Source organism: Streptococcus sp. HMSC078H03, from assembly GCF_001808655.1.
Lineage (GTDB): Bacteria > Bacillota > Bacilli > Lactobacillales > Streptococcaceae > Streptococcus > Streptococcus salivarius_G.
Genome location: NZ_KV794116.1, coordinates 33,617 through 49,254, shown reverse-complemented (window position 1 = coordinate 49,254; position 15,638 = coordinate 33,617). Strand labels below are relative to the sequence as shown.

Here is a 15,638-nt window from a genome sequence, read left to right as displayed (position 1 = left end):
CGTTAATTTAGGAAACAAAATCAATAACTTTGGCCAATTTCTTAATGAGAATTGCACCAACTAAGAGAGAAGCCAATTCTCCTATAGCAACAGTGAACCAAGTTGCCCAAAATGGTGCCTGAGTAACCAAGGTCAACTCAGCCGCAATTGTCACCATGAAGAATGAGAAGTAAAAGGCAAAGTAAACATGAGCCTTGTCAAAAAGTCCACCTAAAATATCTTGGTTCTTAAATCGGTCGAAGAAATAAACACCTGAACCGACAAAGACCAGTGTCGAGAGACTTCCGACAACCACATCAATCATGTTAAAGCTAAAGAAATTAGCAATCACACAGCCCAAAGTCACGGCAATGATATACTTGCGATTATAAAATCCTAAAAGATTGAACATTTCTGCAATTCGGAACTGGTAGGGACCATACGAAATTAAGTTAAAAGGTGGCACAACAGTCAAGACTACATAAAGAGCTGCCACAATAGCAATATGTGTTAAATCACGAACAGTTTGTTTTTTCATTTTTCCTCCATAATCATTATCTTTTTATTATCTACAAAGGATAATATTCCCGTCAAAAGAGCCTGGATCTCACCAAGCTCTCTTTATCATCTAGGAATCATCCTCATCTTTTTTGTGTTTTTTGCTGTCACTACCATCTCCAGAAAAGCTCTGAATAATAGTAATCACATCTCCTCTTCTACTTTTCAGTTCACCTTGTCTAAGCTCTTGATAGGTCGCATTAAAGACGGCCCCCAAAATCAAAATCCTGGCCAAGAAGATGAACCAAAGCATGAAGACGAAAATCATAATGGATCCAAATAACTTGATATCAACTAATCGACTCAAGGTACGAATCACATAAGTTCCAAACAAGTTGCTTAAATAGCCAATCACCAAAGTCGTAAAGATAGTCCCTGGCATAACAAAGCGGATTTTTCGAATCTTCACATTCGGAAGCACAAAATAAAGCACCATCATTCCCAGGAAGACAACTGCAATACTCAGAGGCTGGATACTATTTAAAATAAACTGAGTCATCTTGGAACCAATAGGATAGGTCTGTGTAATAACTCTAAGGACCGACTGAATAATCGTAGACAGCATTAGTGCAAAGGTGAGCAGGAACAAGATGACCAGACTCATGAAACCACCAACAATATGACTAATAAAGACATCACGGTGTTCTGAAGCACCATATACCTTGTTAATCGCCTTTTGAAGCGAAGACAAGGACTTAATCATTGTCCAGAATCCCGTCAAAGAGGCAACTCCCAACAACTGTCCAGAAGGTGTCGAGAAGATATCCTGAACAACGTTGGCTGCAGGTGCATAAAACTGCTTAGGAAGGTGCTCATTCATAAACTTCAAGAGATCAGTCGTATCAATATTCAGATAGGGAAAGACATTTGCCGCAATGACAATAAGCGGAAAAACCGTCAAAATGAGGTAGTAAGCCACTGCGATAGTTGAAATATCTATCTCTGCACTACGATAATGCCTAAGATAAACCTGCAAAGGGCGCCATTGGAGTTTATCCAATAGACGGGACATTAAGCCTTGTCGTTTCATATTAGTAAGTTCTTTCTTCGCCTTGAGAAGTCAAAATTACTGGACCATCCTTAGTGATAACAAATTGGTGCTCATATTGACAAGAAAGTCCACCGTCAAGAGTTTTGTGAGCCCAACCCGTTTCAAGGTCAGTATCGATTTCCCAAGTACCAGTGTTAATCATTGGCTCGATAGTCAAAACCATTCCTTCTTTAAGACGGAGACCTCGTCCAGCCACCCCATAGTTTGGCACCATTGGTTCTTCGTGCATTGTTGGTCCAACTCCGTGTCCAACCAAATCACGAACAACACCGTAACCACGACTTTCAGCGTATTCTTGGATAGCTGCACCGATATCACCGATACGGTTACCGACTACCGCTTGTTCAATGCCAAGGTACATAGCCTCACGTGTTACTTCCATAAGTTTTTTAACTTCGTCAGATGGCGTTCCAATCGCATAAGCCCAACATGAGTCAGCCAAACCGCCAGAATATGATTCCGTGTATTTTTTAACCTGAGCAACATTGTCAAAATCCAATTTTGACACATCAAGGACTGACTTATCGATAGGTTCTGACAAGACCATATCAACCTTCAAGAGGTCACCATCTTTCAAAATATAGTGACGTGGAAAGGCATGTGCCACTTCGTCATTAAGGCCACAGCATGTCGCATAAGGGTAATCCATAATGCTTCCCTCAACCCCAATCTGAAGGGGAAGGACATTCTCTTCTTTACAACGACGACGCACATACTCTTCCACTTCCCACATGTCTACTCCTGGTTTCAAGAGGTCACGTAGACCAATGTGAATACTAGCAAGAAAATCCCCTGCCCTATCCATTGCTTCAATTTCACGTGCTGATTTTAATGTAATCATTGTTTTCTCCGTTTTCTTTATATCTTTTATTTTTAGTTACTAAGTTTTCTTAACCACAACGACTGATTTGCAGACGGTATGATTTCCGTGAGTAACCATAAGGTCCAGATGGGCTCTACGTCTGGTTTCAGCGATAATACTTGGTGTAATCGTCACCTTGTCATCGATCTGAGCTGCCTGAAGAAAGTAAAACATCATCTCTTCAATCACAAGACCATTTTGTTCCTGCTTTTCCATGATACGATAGACAACCTCTTTAACCATCTCTGCAAGAACACCCTGAGTGAGGTTTCCAGAATTGTCAATCATAGTGGGCTCGACCTCAAAGCTGAAAGCATGCTTGTCCTGGTTTAGGTTAGCTATCATTTGATCGCTAAAGGTGTGCAAGTTGCCACGATTATTGTCCTGAAGTTCTTCCAAAACCTGACGACGGGTGATAACACCTAGATAGTGTTTTTCTTCATCCACAACAGGAATGATATCAAAGTCCTCAAAAATCATCTTTTGGGCCACAGTTGCCAGACTAGTCTCAAGTCGTGTCACCGTCGGCTTGGTCATTATTGCCTTGAGCATGGTCGTCGGTTGCTGATTAGACACATCTCGCATGGTCACAATCCCAATCACCTTGTCAGCCTCAGACAGAATAGGAAAACGCACCAAGTTCGTCCGTTTCACCAAATTCTGAAAATCCCTGACTGTCATTTCTGGAGTCATGTAGTTGTAGTCTTCTCGTCTGGTATAAACTTGAGCTACAGTCTTGATGTCTGTTTTGATACGGACATTCGAAAGTGCCTGGTTAATCATGGTTGCCACGGTAAAAGTATCGTAAGTTGTTACCATGACTGGAAATTGCTTCAAACGTGAAAGCTCTTTAACCCTATCGGAAACCCGAAAGCCCCCCGTCACTAGAATAGCATTATTGTGTTCTAGGGCAAGCAATTGAATATCCTCACGGTCCCCAACAATAAGAAGATCTCCTTTGGTTAGATAACGAGTGATATTCTCAATAGTCATGGCTCCGATATAGAATTTACTGAAGACACGTTCCAGACCTTCATGACCGGAGATAACCTCAGACTCTGTAATCTCCGCAATCTCCGCAAAGGTCAGCTTATCAAGGCGAACCTGGACTTTCTTTTCAATTCGAACTGTCCCACTCCGAGGACGTGTCTCAACCAACCCTCGATTTTCAGCTTCTTTAATTGCTCGATAGGCAGTTCCATCAGAAACCTGTAAGTGATTCGAAATACTACGCACACTAACACGCTTACCGATAGGTAAGGCCTCTAGATAATCTAGAATTTCTTGATGTTTACTCACAGTTCTCCTCCTTCTCAAAGCGGAGATAATCACGCATGGTACGGGTGTATCGGTCTGCTCCCTTAAAGCGGGACACAAGTTTAAAGCCAGACTTCTCCGCTACACGAATCGATGCCTTATTTTCCAAGTGGGCAATAAGAATAATACGATCCATTCCCATAGCTGTCAAAGCCAAATTTGACAGACAAGTAACTGCCTCTGTCATTAAGCCTCTACCCCAGTATGAGGCATTCAAAAAATAGCCAAGCTCTGCAGTCCGTTTCTGGACATCTATCTTTTCAAAACGAACGACACCAATCATCTTTTCTAACTCTTTATCTACAATAGCCCATACACCTAGAGGCTCCTTCATGAAGTAATGAACCAAAAGGCAATCTGTTTCATGCTGTGTTTGAGTGGCAGGAAAGAAAAATTGTAGATTCTTAGGATTTGATACAATTTCGTGTAAATCAAAACGATCCAAAAAGATGAGTGGTCTAAAAGAAAGGCGCTCCGACTCAAAGAAGGCAAAAGCACCCAGACTAGTCCAAATATCCATGATAGTATTATAACACAGTTTTAGAAATGGAAAAAGGCTCAACCACTAGGGGTTGAACCTTAGACTTAATCTTCAATCAAACGAATATCTGCACCAAGGTCAGAAAGTTTCTCAATGATATTTGAATACCCACGAAGGATAAACTCAATATTGGTAATTTCAGTTTGACCTTCTGCCATAAGACCTGCTGTAACAAGCGCAGCACCTGCACGCAAATCACTGGCTTTTACTGGCGCACCTGAAAGTTGCGTTGGACCATTGTAAACAATTTGTCCACCGAGTACCTGAATATCAGCACCCATACGAACCAATTCAGGAACGTGGTTCACACGCTTCTCATAAATCGTATCAATAATTTTTCCTCGACCACTTGCTTTCAGTAACAAAGGTGTCATCGGTTGTTGTAAATCCGTCGCAAAACCTGGATAAGGCGACGTCTTAATGTCAACAGGTTTTAAATCACCTTGCTCTTCAACAAAGATGGCATCTTCTTCAACTGTCATACGAACACCCATTGCTTCAAGTTTAGCGATAAAACTTTCAAGGTGTTCATAAAGAACATTTTTAACCTTAATTCCCTTACCGATAGCCGCGGCCATGGCAATGTAGGAACCCGCTTCAATACGGTCTGGAATAACCTGATGACGAGTGCCATGCAAGCTCTCTACACCTTCAATCGTGATGACTTCTGTACCAGCGCCACGAACACGTGCGCCCATATTGTTAAGAAGAGTTGCTACATCAATAATCTCAGGTTCACGCGCCGCATTCTCAATGACCGTACGACCGTCAGCCTTAGCTGCTGCCAACATGGTATTAATCGTCGCTCCAACACTGACCGTATCCATGTAGATATGAGCACCCTTAATGCGCTGACTAGCATCAGTCGCAATACGCATAGATTCGTCTTCATAGGAAATGCTAGCACCCATCGCTTCAAAAGCCTTAAGGTGAAGGTCAATAGGACGTGGTCCCAAATCACAACCACCAGGCAAACCTACTGTTGCTTGACCGTAACGTCCAAGCAAGCTACCGTAGAAATAGTAAGAAGCACGAAGACTGTTAATCTTACCAAATGGCATTGGCATATCCTTAACGCCTCGTGGATCAATTTCGAGTGTTTCGCCATCACGCTTAACAGAACCACCCATTACTTCTATAATTTCAATTAGGTTATCGACGTCGCTAATTGCTGGGACCCCGTCAAGAGTAACCACTCCATCAGATAAAATGATGGCTGGAATCAATGCAACAACTGAATTTTTAGCACCTGATACTGTAACTTCTCCCTGAAGTTTCTTACCACCATTGATGATAATTTTACGCATACTGTTCAATCTTTCTTATACTGGAATATTAGCTTTTACATTCTACCATAGATTGAGGTGCATGACAAATTAAGAACTCTAACAATTATCGGACAGTTTCACTTGACCATTTAAACCAGCCTTTAAAACGGATGGCTCCGTCTTTATCTGTTCGTAAAATTTTAATGTGGCGTTGCTTAAAACGTTCTATTGTTTCATCATTTGGATGTTTATAACGATTGTTCTCACCAGCTGAAACAAGTGCAAGGGAGGGGTGCAGCTGGTCCAAAAAAGCTTCAGACGAAGAACCTTTTGAACCGTGGTGTCCAGCTTTGAGGACGCTTGCCCTTAAAGTTGGATAGCTAGCCATCAGTTCCTCCTCTCCTTCTTTTTCCAAATCACCGGTAAACAGAAAACTGCTTCCTAATAGCTTTCCGTAAAGAACTATCGAATCATTGTTACCACCATCACCAATTTTATTGGGATAAAGAACCTGTAGATTGCTTCCCATCATAGGTAAGTTGTCTCCAGCCTTTAGAGTACGAACTGGGCGTTTTAAAGTCCTAAGTCGTTTCACAAAACTAGGCTTAGTCAAAGCTCCTTGACTGACACAGATTTCCTTAATCTTAAACCGCTTGGCTACTTCTTCCAAATCACCAATATGGTCTGTATCCGTATGAGTCAGGACCAGATGGTCAATTTGAGACACTCCCCTAGCCTGTAGGTAGGGAATCAAGGTTTTCTCCGCATTGCTCGTCTGACTAGCCTCTTGCCATTTTTCCTTTAGGCCGAAAGTCACCTTGCCACCCACATCAATCAGGATGGTATCGCCTTTCATACTCCTCAGAAAAATACTATCTCCCTGACCAACGTCAACCATAGTCACCTCATTGGTTAAAGGATGTTTGACCCAGACCATCAAAAGACCAAAAATCATCAAAAGGCAAATCCTAAACTGAGGCTTTTTCCAAAAATCAAAGAGCAGAACCAATACAGCTATCATCAAGCCAAACTGAAACAAACTAGGTTTCCCTAGAATCAAAGGCTGGCCTATCCAGGATTGTATCCAAGTCAAAAAGGTCTCCATCCATTCAAAAAGTGGGTTGATTTGAGAAAAGATTACCAACCCTGAAAGGACAAAGAAGACCGTCAAGACAGGTAAGAGAAAGCTATCAAAGACTATCGAAAACATCGCTGTCAGAATTAAACTCACCGGTTGAAAGGTCCCATAATAGTAAGTTAGAAAGGGCAAAATCCCAAGACTCAATACCAAGCTCGTACAGATTGACTTTTTAAGAGATGACATCTCCTCAAAATCAAACAAACACAACAAAAAGGCATAGGAACAACTTAAAACACCTCCCACTGTCAAAAGAAAATGAGGTAAAAAGAGAAACATTAGAAGCAAGGTTATTCCCATATTGTCCAGTTTTTTAATACCAAACTCAGCCAACAAACTTTGAATCAAGGAACGTAGGACAGAAGCTGTCCAACCTGTCATTAAGCCATAGCATAAGGAAAAAGGCAGCAAGATAATAAATAGATAATCTTTAGGAAGGCCCAAGCGTAGGAGTCCGTAGCGAAACCATCCCAGAAAAAAGCCCACTTGCATCCCCGAAAGTGCGAATAGATGAATAATACCTAAGCTTGTGTAAAGCTGACTTTGCTCATCAAACTCCTTGTCCAAATACCCAAAGAGCAGACCTGTCATATAGTGTCTCATAGGATTAGGAAAATGCGTCTGAATATGAACCAAAGCCCTCCTCCTCAGTTGATGGAAAAAAGCTAGGGGAGATGTGTTTTTTTGAGACACCACATGATCCAAGCGCTCAATCTGAGCGATTCGATAAATACCTTTACTGGCTAGATAAGACTGATAATTAAACCCTTGAAAATTACGTTGACCAGTTGCTGGGGTTAACGTAATTTTCCCTTTTAATACTAGCGTTTGACTAGTAGTCTTGAAAAAATGCTGCTCCTTCTCAGATTTGAGGCGGTAAAAGACCTGATAGTTTTGTCCCTTGGCCTTACCGATAGCTGATAATTGCTCACCATTAACCGATAGCGTATCAGCAACCAGAGTCACCTGATTGATTTCAGCAGGAGCTTGTTTATCTTGTATGCTAGCTCTATGATGCAAGAATAAAAAGTAGACCAAAAAGAAACTACCTACAAGTCCCACCAACTTTAGGGCTGTCTTATTCTTCCAATGATGCTTCAAAAAACAGACCATCAGAAAGACAAAAGTCCCAATAGCATAAACATTAGTGACAAAAATCGTAAAATAAAGGGCAGCTATTAAAAGAGCCAAGGAAAAAAGACTGATTGGCGCTTTTTTAAGCCACATAGATGGACTCTCTGATTTTATCTAACGTTTTATCACCAATTCCTGAAACATTTTTCAGGTCATCTACGGACTGAAAGCCGCCATGACTTTCGCGATAGGCGATGATATCCTCTGCTCGCTTAGCTCCAATTCCAGAAATGGTTTGCAATTCCTCTGCAGTCGCTGTATTTAAATTAATTTTCCCATCCTTAGCATTAGTTTGCCCTCCTTTGTCAGACACCTGACTAGTTCCTGATTGACCAAGGACAGAAAGGTTTTCATCCTTAGTTGCCACATAGATAACCTCTTCGTCTGACAAGCTTGCGGCTAAATTGACACTCTTAGCATCCGCATCCTCAGTCATTCCCCCAGCAGCTTTGATGGCATCAGTCACCCTAGCGCTTGCTTTTAAAGTATAAACACCCGGATTAGCCACAGCCCCCTTAACATCTACCGTTACTTTTGACTTCTCCTTTTCACTTCCTTCAGTCTTTGACTGGGAAGACGCCTCAGAAAGAGACTGTGAACTTTGTTTGGAGGAGGAGGTTGACAAAGCTGTCACATCTGTATAAGACGTCTCCGCCTCCATGCTGTTGCCGGCACCACAAGTCATCCATAGAAAGAAGCAAAAAATCACCATCAGTACAGCGATGACACTCACAAACAGACGATTATCTTTGACATAGGCTAGAATCTTTTCCTTCACGCTATTCTCCTTAATTGATATATTTTCTTTCTTATTCGTAAAAAATTAAAAAAATATATCAAAAAGTAAAAAACTCCATCAGATCTATGTCTGACAGAGTTATTTGCTTATTTCTGCGTTTCTTTGGCACGGTGTTTTTCAGGGTTCCAAACAAAGCTAGCTACATATGAGAAAGCCATGGTCAAAAGCACTGCAATGATAGCCACAAGAGCGAGAGGTACACGGTAAATATATGTCAATGGGTTTGGTTTTTTGCCTGTTTGATAGCTCAAAGCTTCTTCATCTAGACGATCAAATTCAGACTGGATACGACGAGCAACCTCTTGAATATTTTCATCATTCAAACGCTTCAAATCTGAAATATCAATAGGATTACCATAGTTCATATCCACACGTTCACCCGTCAAGAGCCCCTTGAGCTCACGAGGTCCTTGATAGACAACTGGCATAATCTTAACCTTGGCCATCTTAGCGATAACCGCAACCCCACCCTTAACATCAGATGAATGGCGGCTACCACTTGGGAACATAATCAAACTACGGTTACTCTTCTTAAGCATGTTAACAGGGTACTTGATAGCTTCTTGACCAGGATTTTCACGGTCAATTGGGAAGGCTCCGCACATACGGATCCACCAACCAAAGATACGACTCTTGAAGAGTTCTTTCTTAGCCATGAAAATAAACTGCTTAGGACGAGCTGAAAAAGCCATATAAACAGGGTCCCACCAAGTTCGGTGCGGAGCAACCAAGATATAGTTTTCGTCCTTGTTCAATAATTTATCGCAATTGTGGTAATGGGCATTCCCATTGATAATCCATAGAAGGAAGACAACAAGCCCACGTAAATAAGCGTAAAACACGTTTTTACCTCTTTTTCTACAAGTTTTTTCTATTATACCAAAAAAAGGAGCGCTTTTTTCATCGAATTTCTATGTAAACTATTGAAAATGGTGTGGCACTTTCTAATAGTTTGAGCTATAATGTAACTATGAAAAAAAGTTTTGAGATTATAGGGAAAAATCGAAAGGCACTTAATCTTTGCCTTATTATTACAAACTTGGCTGTTCTGGCTATCCTAGGCTTTGTCCTATTCCAGCACCAAAACTCTAAGGTTAATCGTATGGTTAAGACACCAAAAAACGAACAAGTGTCTAAGGGTTCAAGTAGCTCTTCAAAAGAAGCTAAAAAAGAAGCTAAAAAAGAGGATAAAACACAACTCAAAAAAGGAAGCAACCACAGCATTGAGGCGTCTGACTACGCCTATGATGTCACTGCCGTTAATAACACTATCCGAGGAAAATCAGATGATGTTAAGGGTAAGGTAGTCTTTTTAACCTTTGATGATGGGATTGATCCCACTTTGACACCACAAGTCATGGATATCCTGAAAGAGTATGGCGTTCACGCAACCTTCTTCCACATCGGCTATACCATCACCCCTGAAAATGGGGACATCCTCAAACGCCAAATTACTGAAGGACATGCCATTGCCAACCACAGTCTTAGCCATAATTTCAATCTGCTTTATCCTGGGCGCGTTCCAAATCAAAGTCAAATTGTTTCTGAGGTTAACCAAACCATGGCTAATTTCCAAGCTATCTTAGGCAAGGACTTCAAGACAAGAATTTTCCGTTATCCTGGTGGTCATATGTCATGGCAAGGTCTAGAAAGTACTGACCATGCTCTAGCCAAGGAAGATATCCAGTGGATTGACTGGAACATGCTCTGTGGAGATGCAGAACCACTCTCTGTTCGTCCAACCACATCTGAAAGCATGATGGCTTATATGGACGGTTCACAGAAATATTTCCCTGAAACTACTGTTAAAGTTGTACTAATGCACGATACAGCTGGTAAGGAGCTGACTGTTCAGACCCTTCCACAAATTATCGAATATTTCAAAAATCAAGGATATACCTTCGGTGTCCTAGAGTAATCACTCGCAACAGTTCCTTTGGGAGCTGTTTTTTGTTACAATAAAAACTATGACAAATCCAATTTTAAAAGACGGAGAACGCATTGACCAACTCTTCTCCACAGATGTGAAAATCATTCAAAATAAGGAGGTCTTCAGCTACTCTATTGATAGCGTCCTCCTCTCTCGGTTTCCAAAAATTCCAAAGAAGGGATTAATCGTCGACCTCTGTTCGGGAAATGGTGCCGTTGGCCTCTTTGCCAGCACACGCACTGAGGCACCGATTACCTTAGTTGAGTTGCAAGAACGCTTGGCTGATATGGCCAAGCGTTCCGTAACTCTTAATCAACTAGAGAATCAAGTGACTGTTGTCAATGACGACCTAAAAAATTTGCTTGACCATGCCCCACGATCTCAGGTGGACCTTATCCTCTGTAACCCTCCCTACTTTAAGGCAACAGAAACGTCTAAGAAAAATCTGTCAGAGCACTACCTCTTGGCACGCCACGAAATTACGACCAATTTAGAAGAAATTTTCCAGATCGCTCGTCATGCCCTCAAATCTAATGGACGCATTGCTATGGTACATCGCCCTGACCGCTTTTTGGATATCATTGACACCATGCGCCAGTACAATCTAGCGCCTAAACGCATCCAGTTTATATACCCTAAGATGGGACGTGAGGCAAATATGCTCCTGATTGAAGCCATTAAAGACGGCTCGACAGATGGCTTGAAAATCCTTCCACCTCTCTTTGTGCACAAGGAAAATGGTGACTATACCGACGAAATTTATGAGATTTACTTTGGAAAAAAGACTGAGGGTGAGTCCTAAACGATGACAGAAAAGGATAGCAAGGCTTACATGTATGTGGTTGAGTGTGCCGATGGCACCCTCTATACAGGCTACACCACAGACGTCGAACGCCGCCTCAAAACCCATAACTCAGGCAAAGGTGCTAAGTATACCAGAGCTCGCCTACCAGTTAAACTCCTCTACTCAGAAGTCTTCGCCAGCAAGCCTGAAGCCATGAGCGCCGAAGCACTCTTTAAGAAAAAAAGCCGAGAGAAAAAACTGGCCTATATCAAAGAACACACGGAAAAATAACCGTGTGTTTTTTGGTCTTGAATTATCAAATTAAGTGCATACTTTCCTCTTATAAGACTTCATAAGATGTTCTCCAGTTATGATATTTTCGTGCCTTATTATTAAGTTTGTTCTCCCAAAGCTGAATGATCTGATTATCAACCAATGTTAGATCACTTCCATTTGGAAAATACTCTCATAGTAGTACAACTCACGCACATGAATAATTCTACATGCTCTAAATAGCTTTAAAATCAGTAGTATTACTCCAAATTTAGTAAAAAAAAAGACACCCTGCAAGGTGTCCTGAATTATATCCACAGTAAATGCCACAATATAGATAAACTCATCTTTAGGTATAAATAATCTTACAAAATGCTTCTATGCTATCTTATTCTCTAATTAAACCTACTTTGATAAATTAAATTAAACAACCACTGAAGATTGATTAATGGTTTTGGTTGAGCATCAATCACAGGTTGAACGGTCTCTCTAATTTCTTTTAGGACTTTTCGTTGATTATACTTAATATTGTGATAATGGTCATCAAAAGCATGTTGGAGAGTAAAATTACGATTAAAAATATAACTTTCACCTGAGTCCGGGTAAAAGACTAGAGTACCATCTGAAAAACCTAATACAGACGATTCTGTTCCTTTTTCTCTAGTTATAGCGTACGTCCCGTCCTCATCATAGCTAATACCATCTATTTCCGGTGTATAAATCCAGCCATTATTCTCCATCAGCATAACAATGTCCGGCTCTGTCCCCTCCTTATGAGGAATATGCTGAGCATAATAAACAGAGTGGTATTTTAAATTAAAAAAACTAAATAGGCTCATTCCTAAAATTGTAACCAGCCCTAAAAATAGTCCTACAAAAATCCCTAAAATATTGCTTTTTTTCATTGTCATCTTCTCTTTCCTCTTCTACGACCAAACAATCTCTTGACTGGATTAACAACTAAACGTTTCACAGTATTTACGACAGGTCTTACAATATAACGTTTTGTTGCTTTTGCAATTGGTCTAACAACTTTTTGATAAATTGGTCTAACAATTGGTTTCACAACACGGTTGTAAACAGGTTTAACTATCTTATTATAAACTGGTTTTATAATGTTCCTATTGACAAACCCAGATACTGGTTTAACGATACGATTATAGACTGGCTTAATTATATTGTTATAAACAACCTTACCAATAGGTTTAACCACGGTATTATTAACAACCTGTACAATTGGCTTAGCAACAGTCCTAATACTATTATATACTGGTTTTGCGATTTTATTAATAGTAAAATTAGCTACTGGTTTGATGAAGTTTTTGTTAATTTTAGAAACGGTTTGTATGGTATTATTGCTTAATCTAACCAAATTTCTTCTAATAGGAGCAGTAAGGTTTTTCTCGAAGAATTTTAGCGGTTGTTTGATAAAGGTAATAGCTTGAGACTTTAATGGCTCCCAAATGTCTGTTCGAAAAGTTCCAAGCGGGTTTTTAAACAACCTTTCTACAAAAGCTTTAATGTCTTTTAGTTCTTTTAATACAATCAATGCTAGACCAGATAAACTTGCAACGCTTCCAATTAATAAGAGACTCATATATCTATCTGTAGGTGTATTTTTCGACTGCTCTTCTAAGGCCTGATAATAATATTCTTGGCGTTTTTGTTCCAAGTTATCTGTACTGTAATATTTTTCAATGGCTTGATCAAGATCCATATCTTTAAACTCACTATGATATCTCAAGATATAAGCATCAATATCCGTGAGAAAATCCTTTTTATCGATAGTCGTTAGCAAGTCCCCCACTAAGGAATTATTTTGGAAGAGAATCTCTTCAGAAGATAAACCAGACTTATTATACGGGGAAAGCCCTGCAAATAATTTAACCATCTCTTTAAAAAATCCACTTCTATAAGAAGTAGCAATAGGAGCAGCCAGATGCGGAAAATCTATTGTGTAAGATTTCTTCATATGTGTTTTTCGTAATAAATCATAAACGTGAGGAGTTAAAAATTTCGATGCTTCGCCAAAGTCATTTGTCATTGATTGTAACTTATCTTTTTCGTAAGAAACTCGAGCGATGGCATTTGCAATTGTATGATTTATTTTATCATGATCGTTACCATATTTTTTCCGAGCTTCATCACCAACCGACTTAATATAGGTAAGAAAATCCTTTTTTTGATCCATTGTCATATTGGTATTGACTAAGAATGGATCTTTCTCCTTCTCATTTTTTGATGGTTTTTCTTGACTCTTTTCTTGACTCTTAGGTATAGTTTTTGGAATTGGTAAACCTGGGCTATTGTATTGTTCTATTCCTAAATGATTGCCGTAATGAGAAAAAGTCGGCGTTGGAACATAGCTTTTTGAAGAATGGTATTGCACTCTAGTATTAGTATCATATGATTGGCTAGCACTATTTGGTGGCACCAAAGGATGACCAACTAAAGCGAGCTGTGACTGAGATTCTTTACCTTTATTCTTATTTATCAGAACTTGATGTATAGGTTGTTGAATTTTCTTATAAGTAAAAACCTTTGTAAGTGGTTGGTTAACCAAAACTTCAAATCTTTCTGGCGTTCTATAGCCACTAATTTCTTTTGGTGTATGTGTCACCTTTTGGCCATCAAGTGCAATATATTTCACACTCTCAGATAAGACTTTGCCATTTTCATCTTGGAATTTTAAAGTAACTGGAAATTCTTTCTGATAAGCAAACTGAATCCTTGTCCTACCCCAGCTTTCTGAGAATTTCTTTACATCAATTAAGCGATAGTCTTTAATACTTATAGAATCAACCTTATAAGATTCATCATCAAAGCCTTTATAAAATTCTGTCTTCTTCAGTTCTTTGCCATGATTGTCTACATACTGAACTATAATGGACCTAGAAATGCGAGATTTGATATTTGCTTGTAAACTGCTTCCAAAAATGTCATATCGAACAGCCATCGGATAGGAATAAGAATCATTTACTCTTTCTGGTGCTGGCGAATAAAAGGTATAATCAAAATTTGAAATAAAACCTGCACCTAAATAGCCACCCTTCGGCAAATCCTTAGACCCATTAAGGCCTACTACACCCGGTGTTGTATCATAAATAATGCCATCTTTTTTTACAAGATTAGACTCCGTTGGAATAATTTCAACCAAATTTGCAAGATTGGTCTGTACCCCTTGGGCTGCATCAATATCTGTTGATATGAAACTTACTACCACAGGCTGTTCTATTTTCGTTCCATGCTTGACAATTTGATAATGGAGAGCAAGATTGCTCGCATTATTATATAAGATAACAATTGAATTTCCTGTTGCACCCAAGATTGACTGCTCTCCAGCAAATCCAAGTCCTTTAGGACGATTATCATTGTATCCAGAGTTAGAGGCCCATTCATCTTTATCACTTTCTAGAACAGTCCACAGCAAGTCTAACTCTATCCCTGATAAAGTCTTACCTATATAATTGATACGACCGCTATCTCCTACATTCGTGCTATAAGCTATAACAGGTGTAGAGGGTGTATTAGAAGCCCCAAACCTCTCAGGATCATTTATGATACCATTTTCTTTTCCCTGTATAATTTCTGTATATGTCTTGTCTGACCAATGAAGTCCCTCTTCTGTTAAAAAGTTATCATCAGTTAAGTTATTTCCTTCAAGATTGATTTCAACATCCTTAAAGAAATCAGTGCCTGTAACTGATGGGTCTACACCTCCAGAAATTTCAACATTAGTAATAGTCGGTTCGGTATTTCCATTCTTTTCGTCTTGCTTCAAACTTGAAAGTGCATTCGCATTATTTCCTATAATTATCTCATGTGTAGCTGTTTCCGTAGTATCACTTACATTAGTATCTGTACTTGTTGTTGAACTTTCATCAGCTTTAATATTATAGGAGTTCAAAGCTATAACAGAAGCAAAAAGAAATATCCCATATTTAACAAATAATTTCACAACATCTCCTTTTAATTTTATTGAATATTAGTATTATCGAAAAATT

General features: G+C 39.6%; 14 protein-coding genes. 3 read left to right on the top strand and 11 right to left on the bottom strand.

Going from position 1 to position 15,638, the window contains the following annotated elements:
• Positions 1-7 precede the first annotated feature (7 nt).
• The 9 genes from HMPREF2607_RS08465 to HMPREF2607_RS08425 all read right to left on the bottom strand — a co-directional run bounded on the left by HMPREF2607_RS08465 (position 8) and on the right by HMPREF2607_RS08425 (position 9,489).
• Complete coding sequence (locus HMPREF2607_RS08465; protein ID WP_048790327.1) at positions 8-517, bottom strand: QueT transporter family protein; 510 nt, start codon at positions 515-517, stop codon at positions 8-10.
• Positions 518-607: 90 nt separating this feature from the next.
• Positions 608-1,567: a YihY/virulence factor BrkB family protein gene (locus tag HMPREF2607_RS08460; RefSeq protein ID WP_048790326.1), complete on the bottom strand. Its 960-nt coding sequence runs from the start codon at positions 1,565-1,567 to the stop codon at positions 608-610.
• Between the two features lies 1 nt (position 1,568).
• Positions 1,569-2,429, bottom strand: a complete 861-nt coding sequence (locus HMPREF2607_RS08455) for a methionyl aminopeptidase (protein ID WP_004183173.1) — start codon at positions 2,427-2,429, stop codon at positions 1,569-1,571.
• A 39-nt stretch (positions 2,430-2,468) separates the two neighbouring features.
• Complete coding sequence (gene spxR, locus HMPREF2607_RS08450) at positions 2,469-3,749, bottom strand: CBS-HotDog domain-containing transcription factor SpxR (protein ID WP_037598368.1); 1,281 nt, start codon at positions 3,747-3,749, stop codon at positions 2,469-2,471.
• Complete coding sequence (locus HMPREF2607_RS08445; RefSeq protein WP_048673823.1) at positions 3,742-4,287, bottom strand: GNAT family N-acetyltransferase; 546 nt, start codon at positions 4,285-4,287, stop codon at positions 3,742-3,744. The genes spxR and HMPREF2607_RS08445 overlap by 8 nt, the downstream gene beginning before the upstream one ends.
• A gap of 65 nt (positions 4,288-4,352) precedes the next feature.
• Positions 4,353-5,615 carry a UDP-N-acetylglucosamine 1-carboxyvinyltransferase gene (locus HMPREF2607_RS08440; protein WP_014634896.1) on the bottom strand — a complete coding sequence of 421 codons (1,263 nt, stop codon included), beginning with the start codon at positions 5,613-5,615 and terminating at the stop codon, positions 4,353-4,355.
• An 85-nt stretch (positions 5,616-5,700) separates the two neighbouring features.
• Complete coding sequence (locus HMPREF2607_RS08435) at positions 5,701-7,941, bottom strand: DNA internalization-related competence protein ComEC/Rec2 (protein ID WP_070476693.1); 2,241 nt, start codon at positions 7,939-7,941, stop codon at positions 5,701-5,703.
• The gene (locus tag HMPREF2607_RS08430; RefSeq protein ID WP_070476691.1) at positions 7,931-8,626 is read right to left on the bottom strand and encodes a helix-hairpin-helix domain-containing protein; all 696 of its coding nucleotides are present in this window, start codon (positions 8,624-8,626) and stop codon (positions 7,931-7,933) included. Before HMPREF2607_RS08430 ends, HMPREF2607_RS08435 begins: the two co-directional genes overlap by 11 nt.
• 107 nt (positions 8,627-8,733) lie before the next feature.
• Positions 8,734-9,489: a lysophospholipid acyltransferase family protein gene (locus HMPREF2607_RS08425; protein WP_070476690.1), complete on the bottom strand. Its 756-nt coding sequence runs from the start codon at positions 9,487-9,489 to the stop codon at positions 8,734-8,736.
• Positions 9,490-9,617: 128 nt separating this feature from the next.
• On the opposite strand from HMPREF2607_RS08425, the gene HMPREF2607_RS08420 reads away from it, so the two are divergent.
• From HMPREF2607_RS08420 to HMPREF2607_RS08410, 3 genes are read left to right on the top strand one after another with little or no spacing between them, the layout of a single operon-like run.
• Positions 9,618-10,565 carry a polysaccharide deacetylase family protein gene (locus HMPREF2607_RS08420; protein WP_070476791.1) on the top strand — a complete coding sequence of 316 codons (948 nt, stop codon included), beginning with the start codon at positions 9,618-9,620 and terminating at the stop codon, positions 10,563-10,565.
• A gap of 49 nt (positions 10,566-10,614) precedes the next feature.
• Positions 10,615-11,379 (top strand): tRNA1(Val) (adenine(37)-N6)-methyltransferase, encoded by a 765-nt coding sequence (locus HMPREF2607_RS08415; RefSeq protein ID WP_070476688.1) that lies wholly within the window; start codon positions 10,615-10,617, stop codon positions 11,377-11,379.
• Positions 11,380-11,382: 3 nt separating this feature from the next.
• On the top strand, positions 11,383-11,652 hold the full coding sequence (locus HMPREF2607_RS08410) for a GIY-YIG nuclease family protein (RefSeq protein ID WP_002891570.1): 270 nt from the start codon (positions 11,383-11,385) through the stop codon (positions 11,650-11,652).
• A gap of 377 nt (positions 11,653-12,029) precedes the next feature.
• Here the strand turns inward: HMPREF2607_RS08410 and HMPREF2607_RS08405 are convergent, their stop codons facing one another.
• A complete protein-coding gene (locus HMPREF2607_RS08405; RefSeq protein WP_070476686.1) occupies positions 12,030-12,539 on the bottom strand; it encodes a hypothetical protein in 510 nt (169 codons plus the stop codon).
• Positions 12,540-12,541: 2 nt separating this feature from the next.
• Positions 12,542-15,592 carry a MucBP domain-containing protein gene (locus tag HMPREF2607_RS08400; protein ID WP_070476684.1) on the bottom strand — a complete coding sequence of 1,017 codons (3,051 nt, stop codon included), beginning with the start codon at positions 15,590-15,592 and terminating at the stop codon, positions 12,542-12,544.
• Positions 15,593-15,638 lie beyond the last annotated feature (46 nt).

Bases quoted from the DNA above. Each gene is read 5' to 3' on its own strand.
- HMPREF2607_RS08465 (WP_048790327.1), bottom strand. From the start codon at position 517: ATGAAAAAACAAACTGTTCGTGATTTAACACATATTGCTATTGTGGCA.
- HMPREF2607_RS08460 (WP_048790326.1), bottom strand. From the start codon at position 1,567: ATGAAACGACAAGGCTTAATGTCCCGTCTATTGGATAAACTCCAATGG.
- HMPREF2607_RS08455 (WP_004183173.1), bottom strand. From the start codon at position 2,429: ATGATTACATTAAAATCAGCACGTGAAATTGAAGCAATGGATAGGGCA.
- HMPREF2607_RS08445 (WP_048673823.1), bottom strand. From the start codon at position 4,287: ATGGATATTTGGACTAGTCTGGGTGCTTTTGCCTTCTTTGAGTCGGAG.
- HMPREF2607_RS08440 (WP_014634896.1), bottom strand. From the start codon at position 5,615: ATGCGTAAAATTATCATCAATGGTGGTAAGAAACTTCAGGGAGAAGTT.
- HMPREF2607_RS08435 (WP_070476693.1), bottom strand. From the start codon at position 7,941: ATGTGGCTTAAAAAAGCGCCAATCAGTCTTTTTTCCTTGGCTCTTTTA.
- HMPREF2607_RS08420 (WP_070476791.1), top strand. From the start codon at position 9,618: ATGAAAAAAAGTTTTGAGATTATAGGGAAAAATCGAAAGGCACTTAAT.
- HMPREF2607_RS08415 (WP_070476688.1), top strand. From the start codon at position 10,615: ATGACAAATCCAATTTTAAAAGACGGAGAACGCATTGACCAACTCTTC.
- HMPREF2607_RS08410 (WP_002891570.1), top strand. From the start codon at position 11,383: ATGACAGAAAAGGATAGCAAGGCTTACATGTATGTGGTTGAGTGTGCC.
- HMPREF2607_RS08405 (WP_070476686.1), bottom strand. From the start codon at position 12,539: ATGAAAAAAAGCAATATTTTAGGGATTTTTGTAGGACTATTTTTAGGG.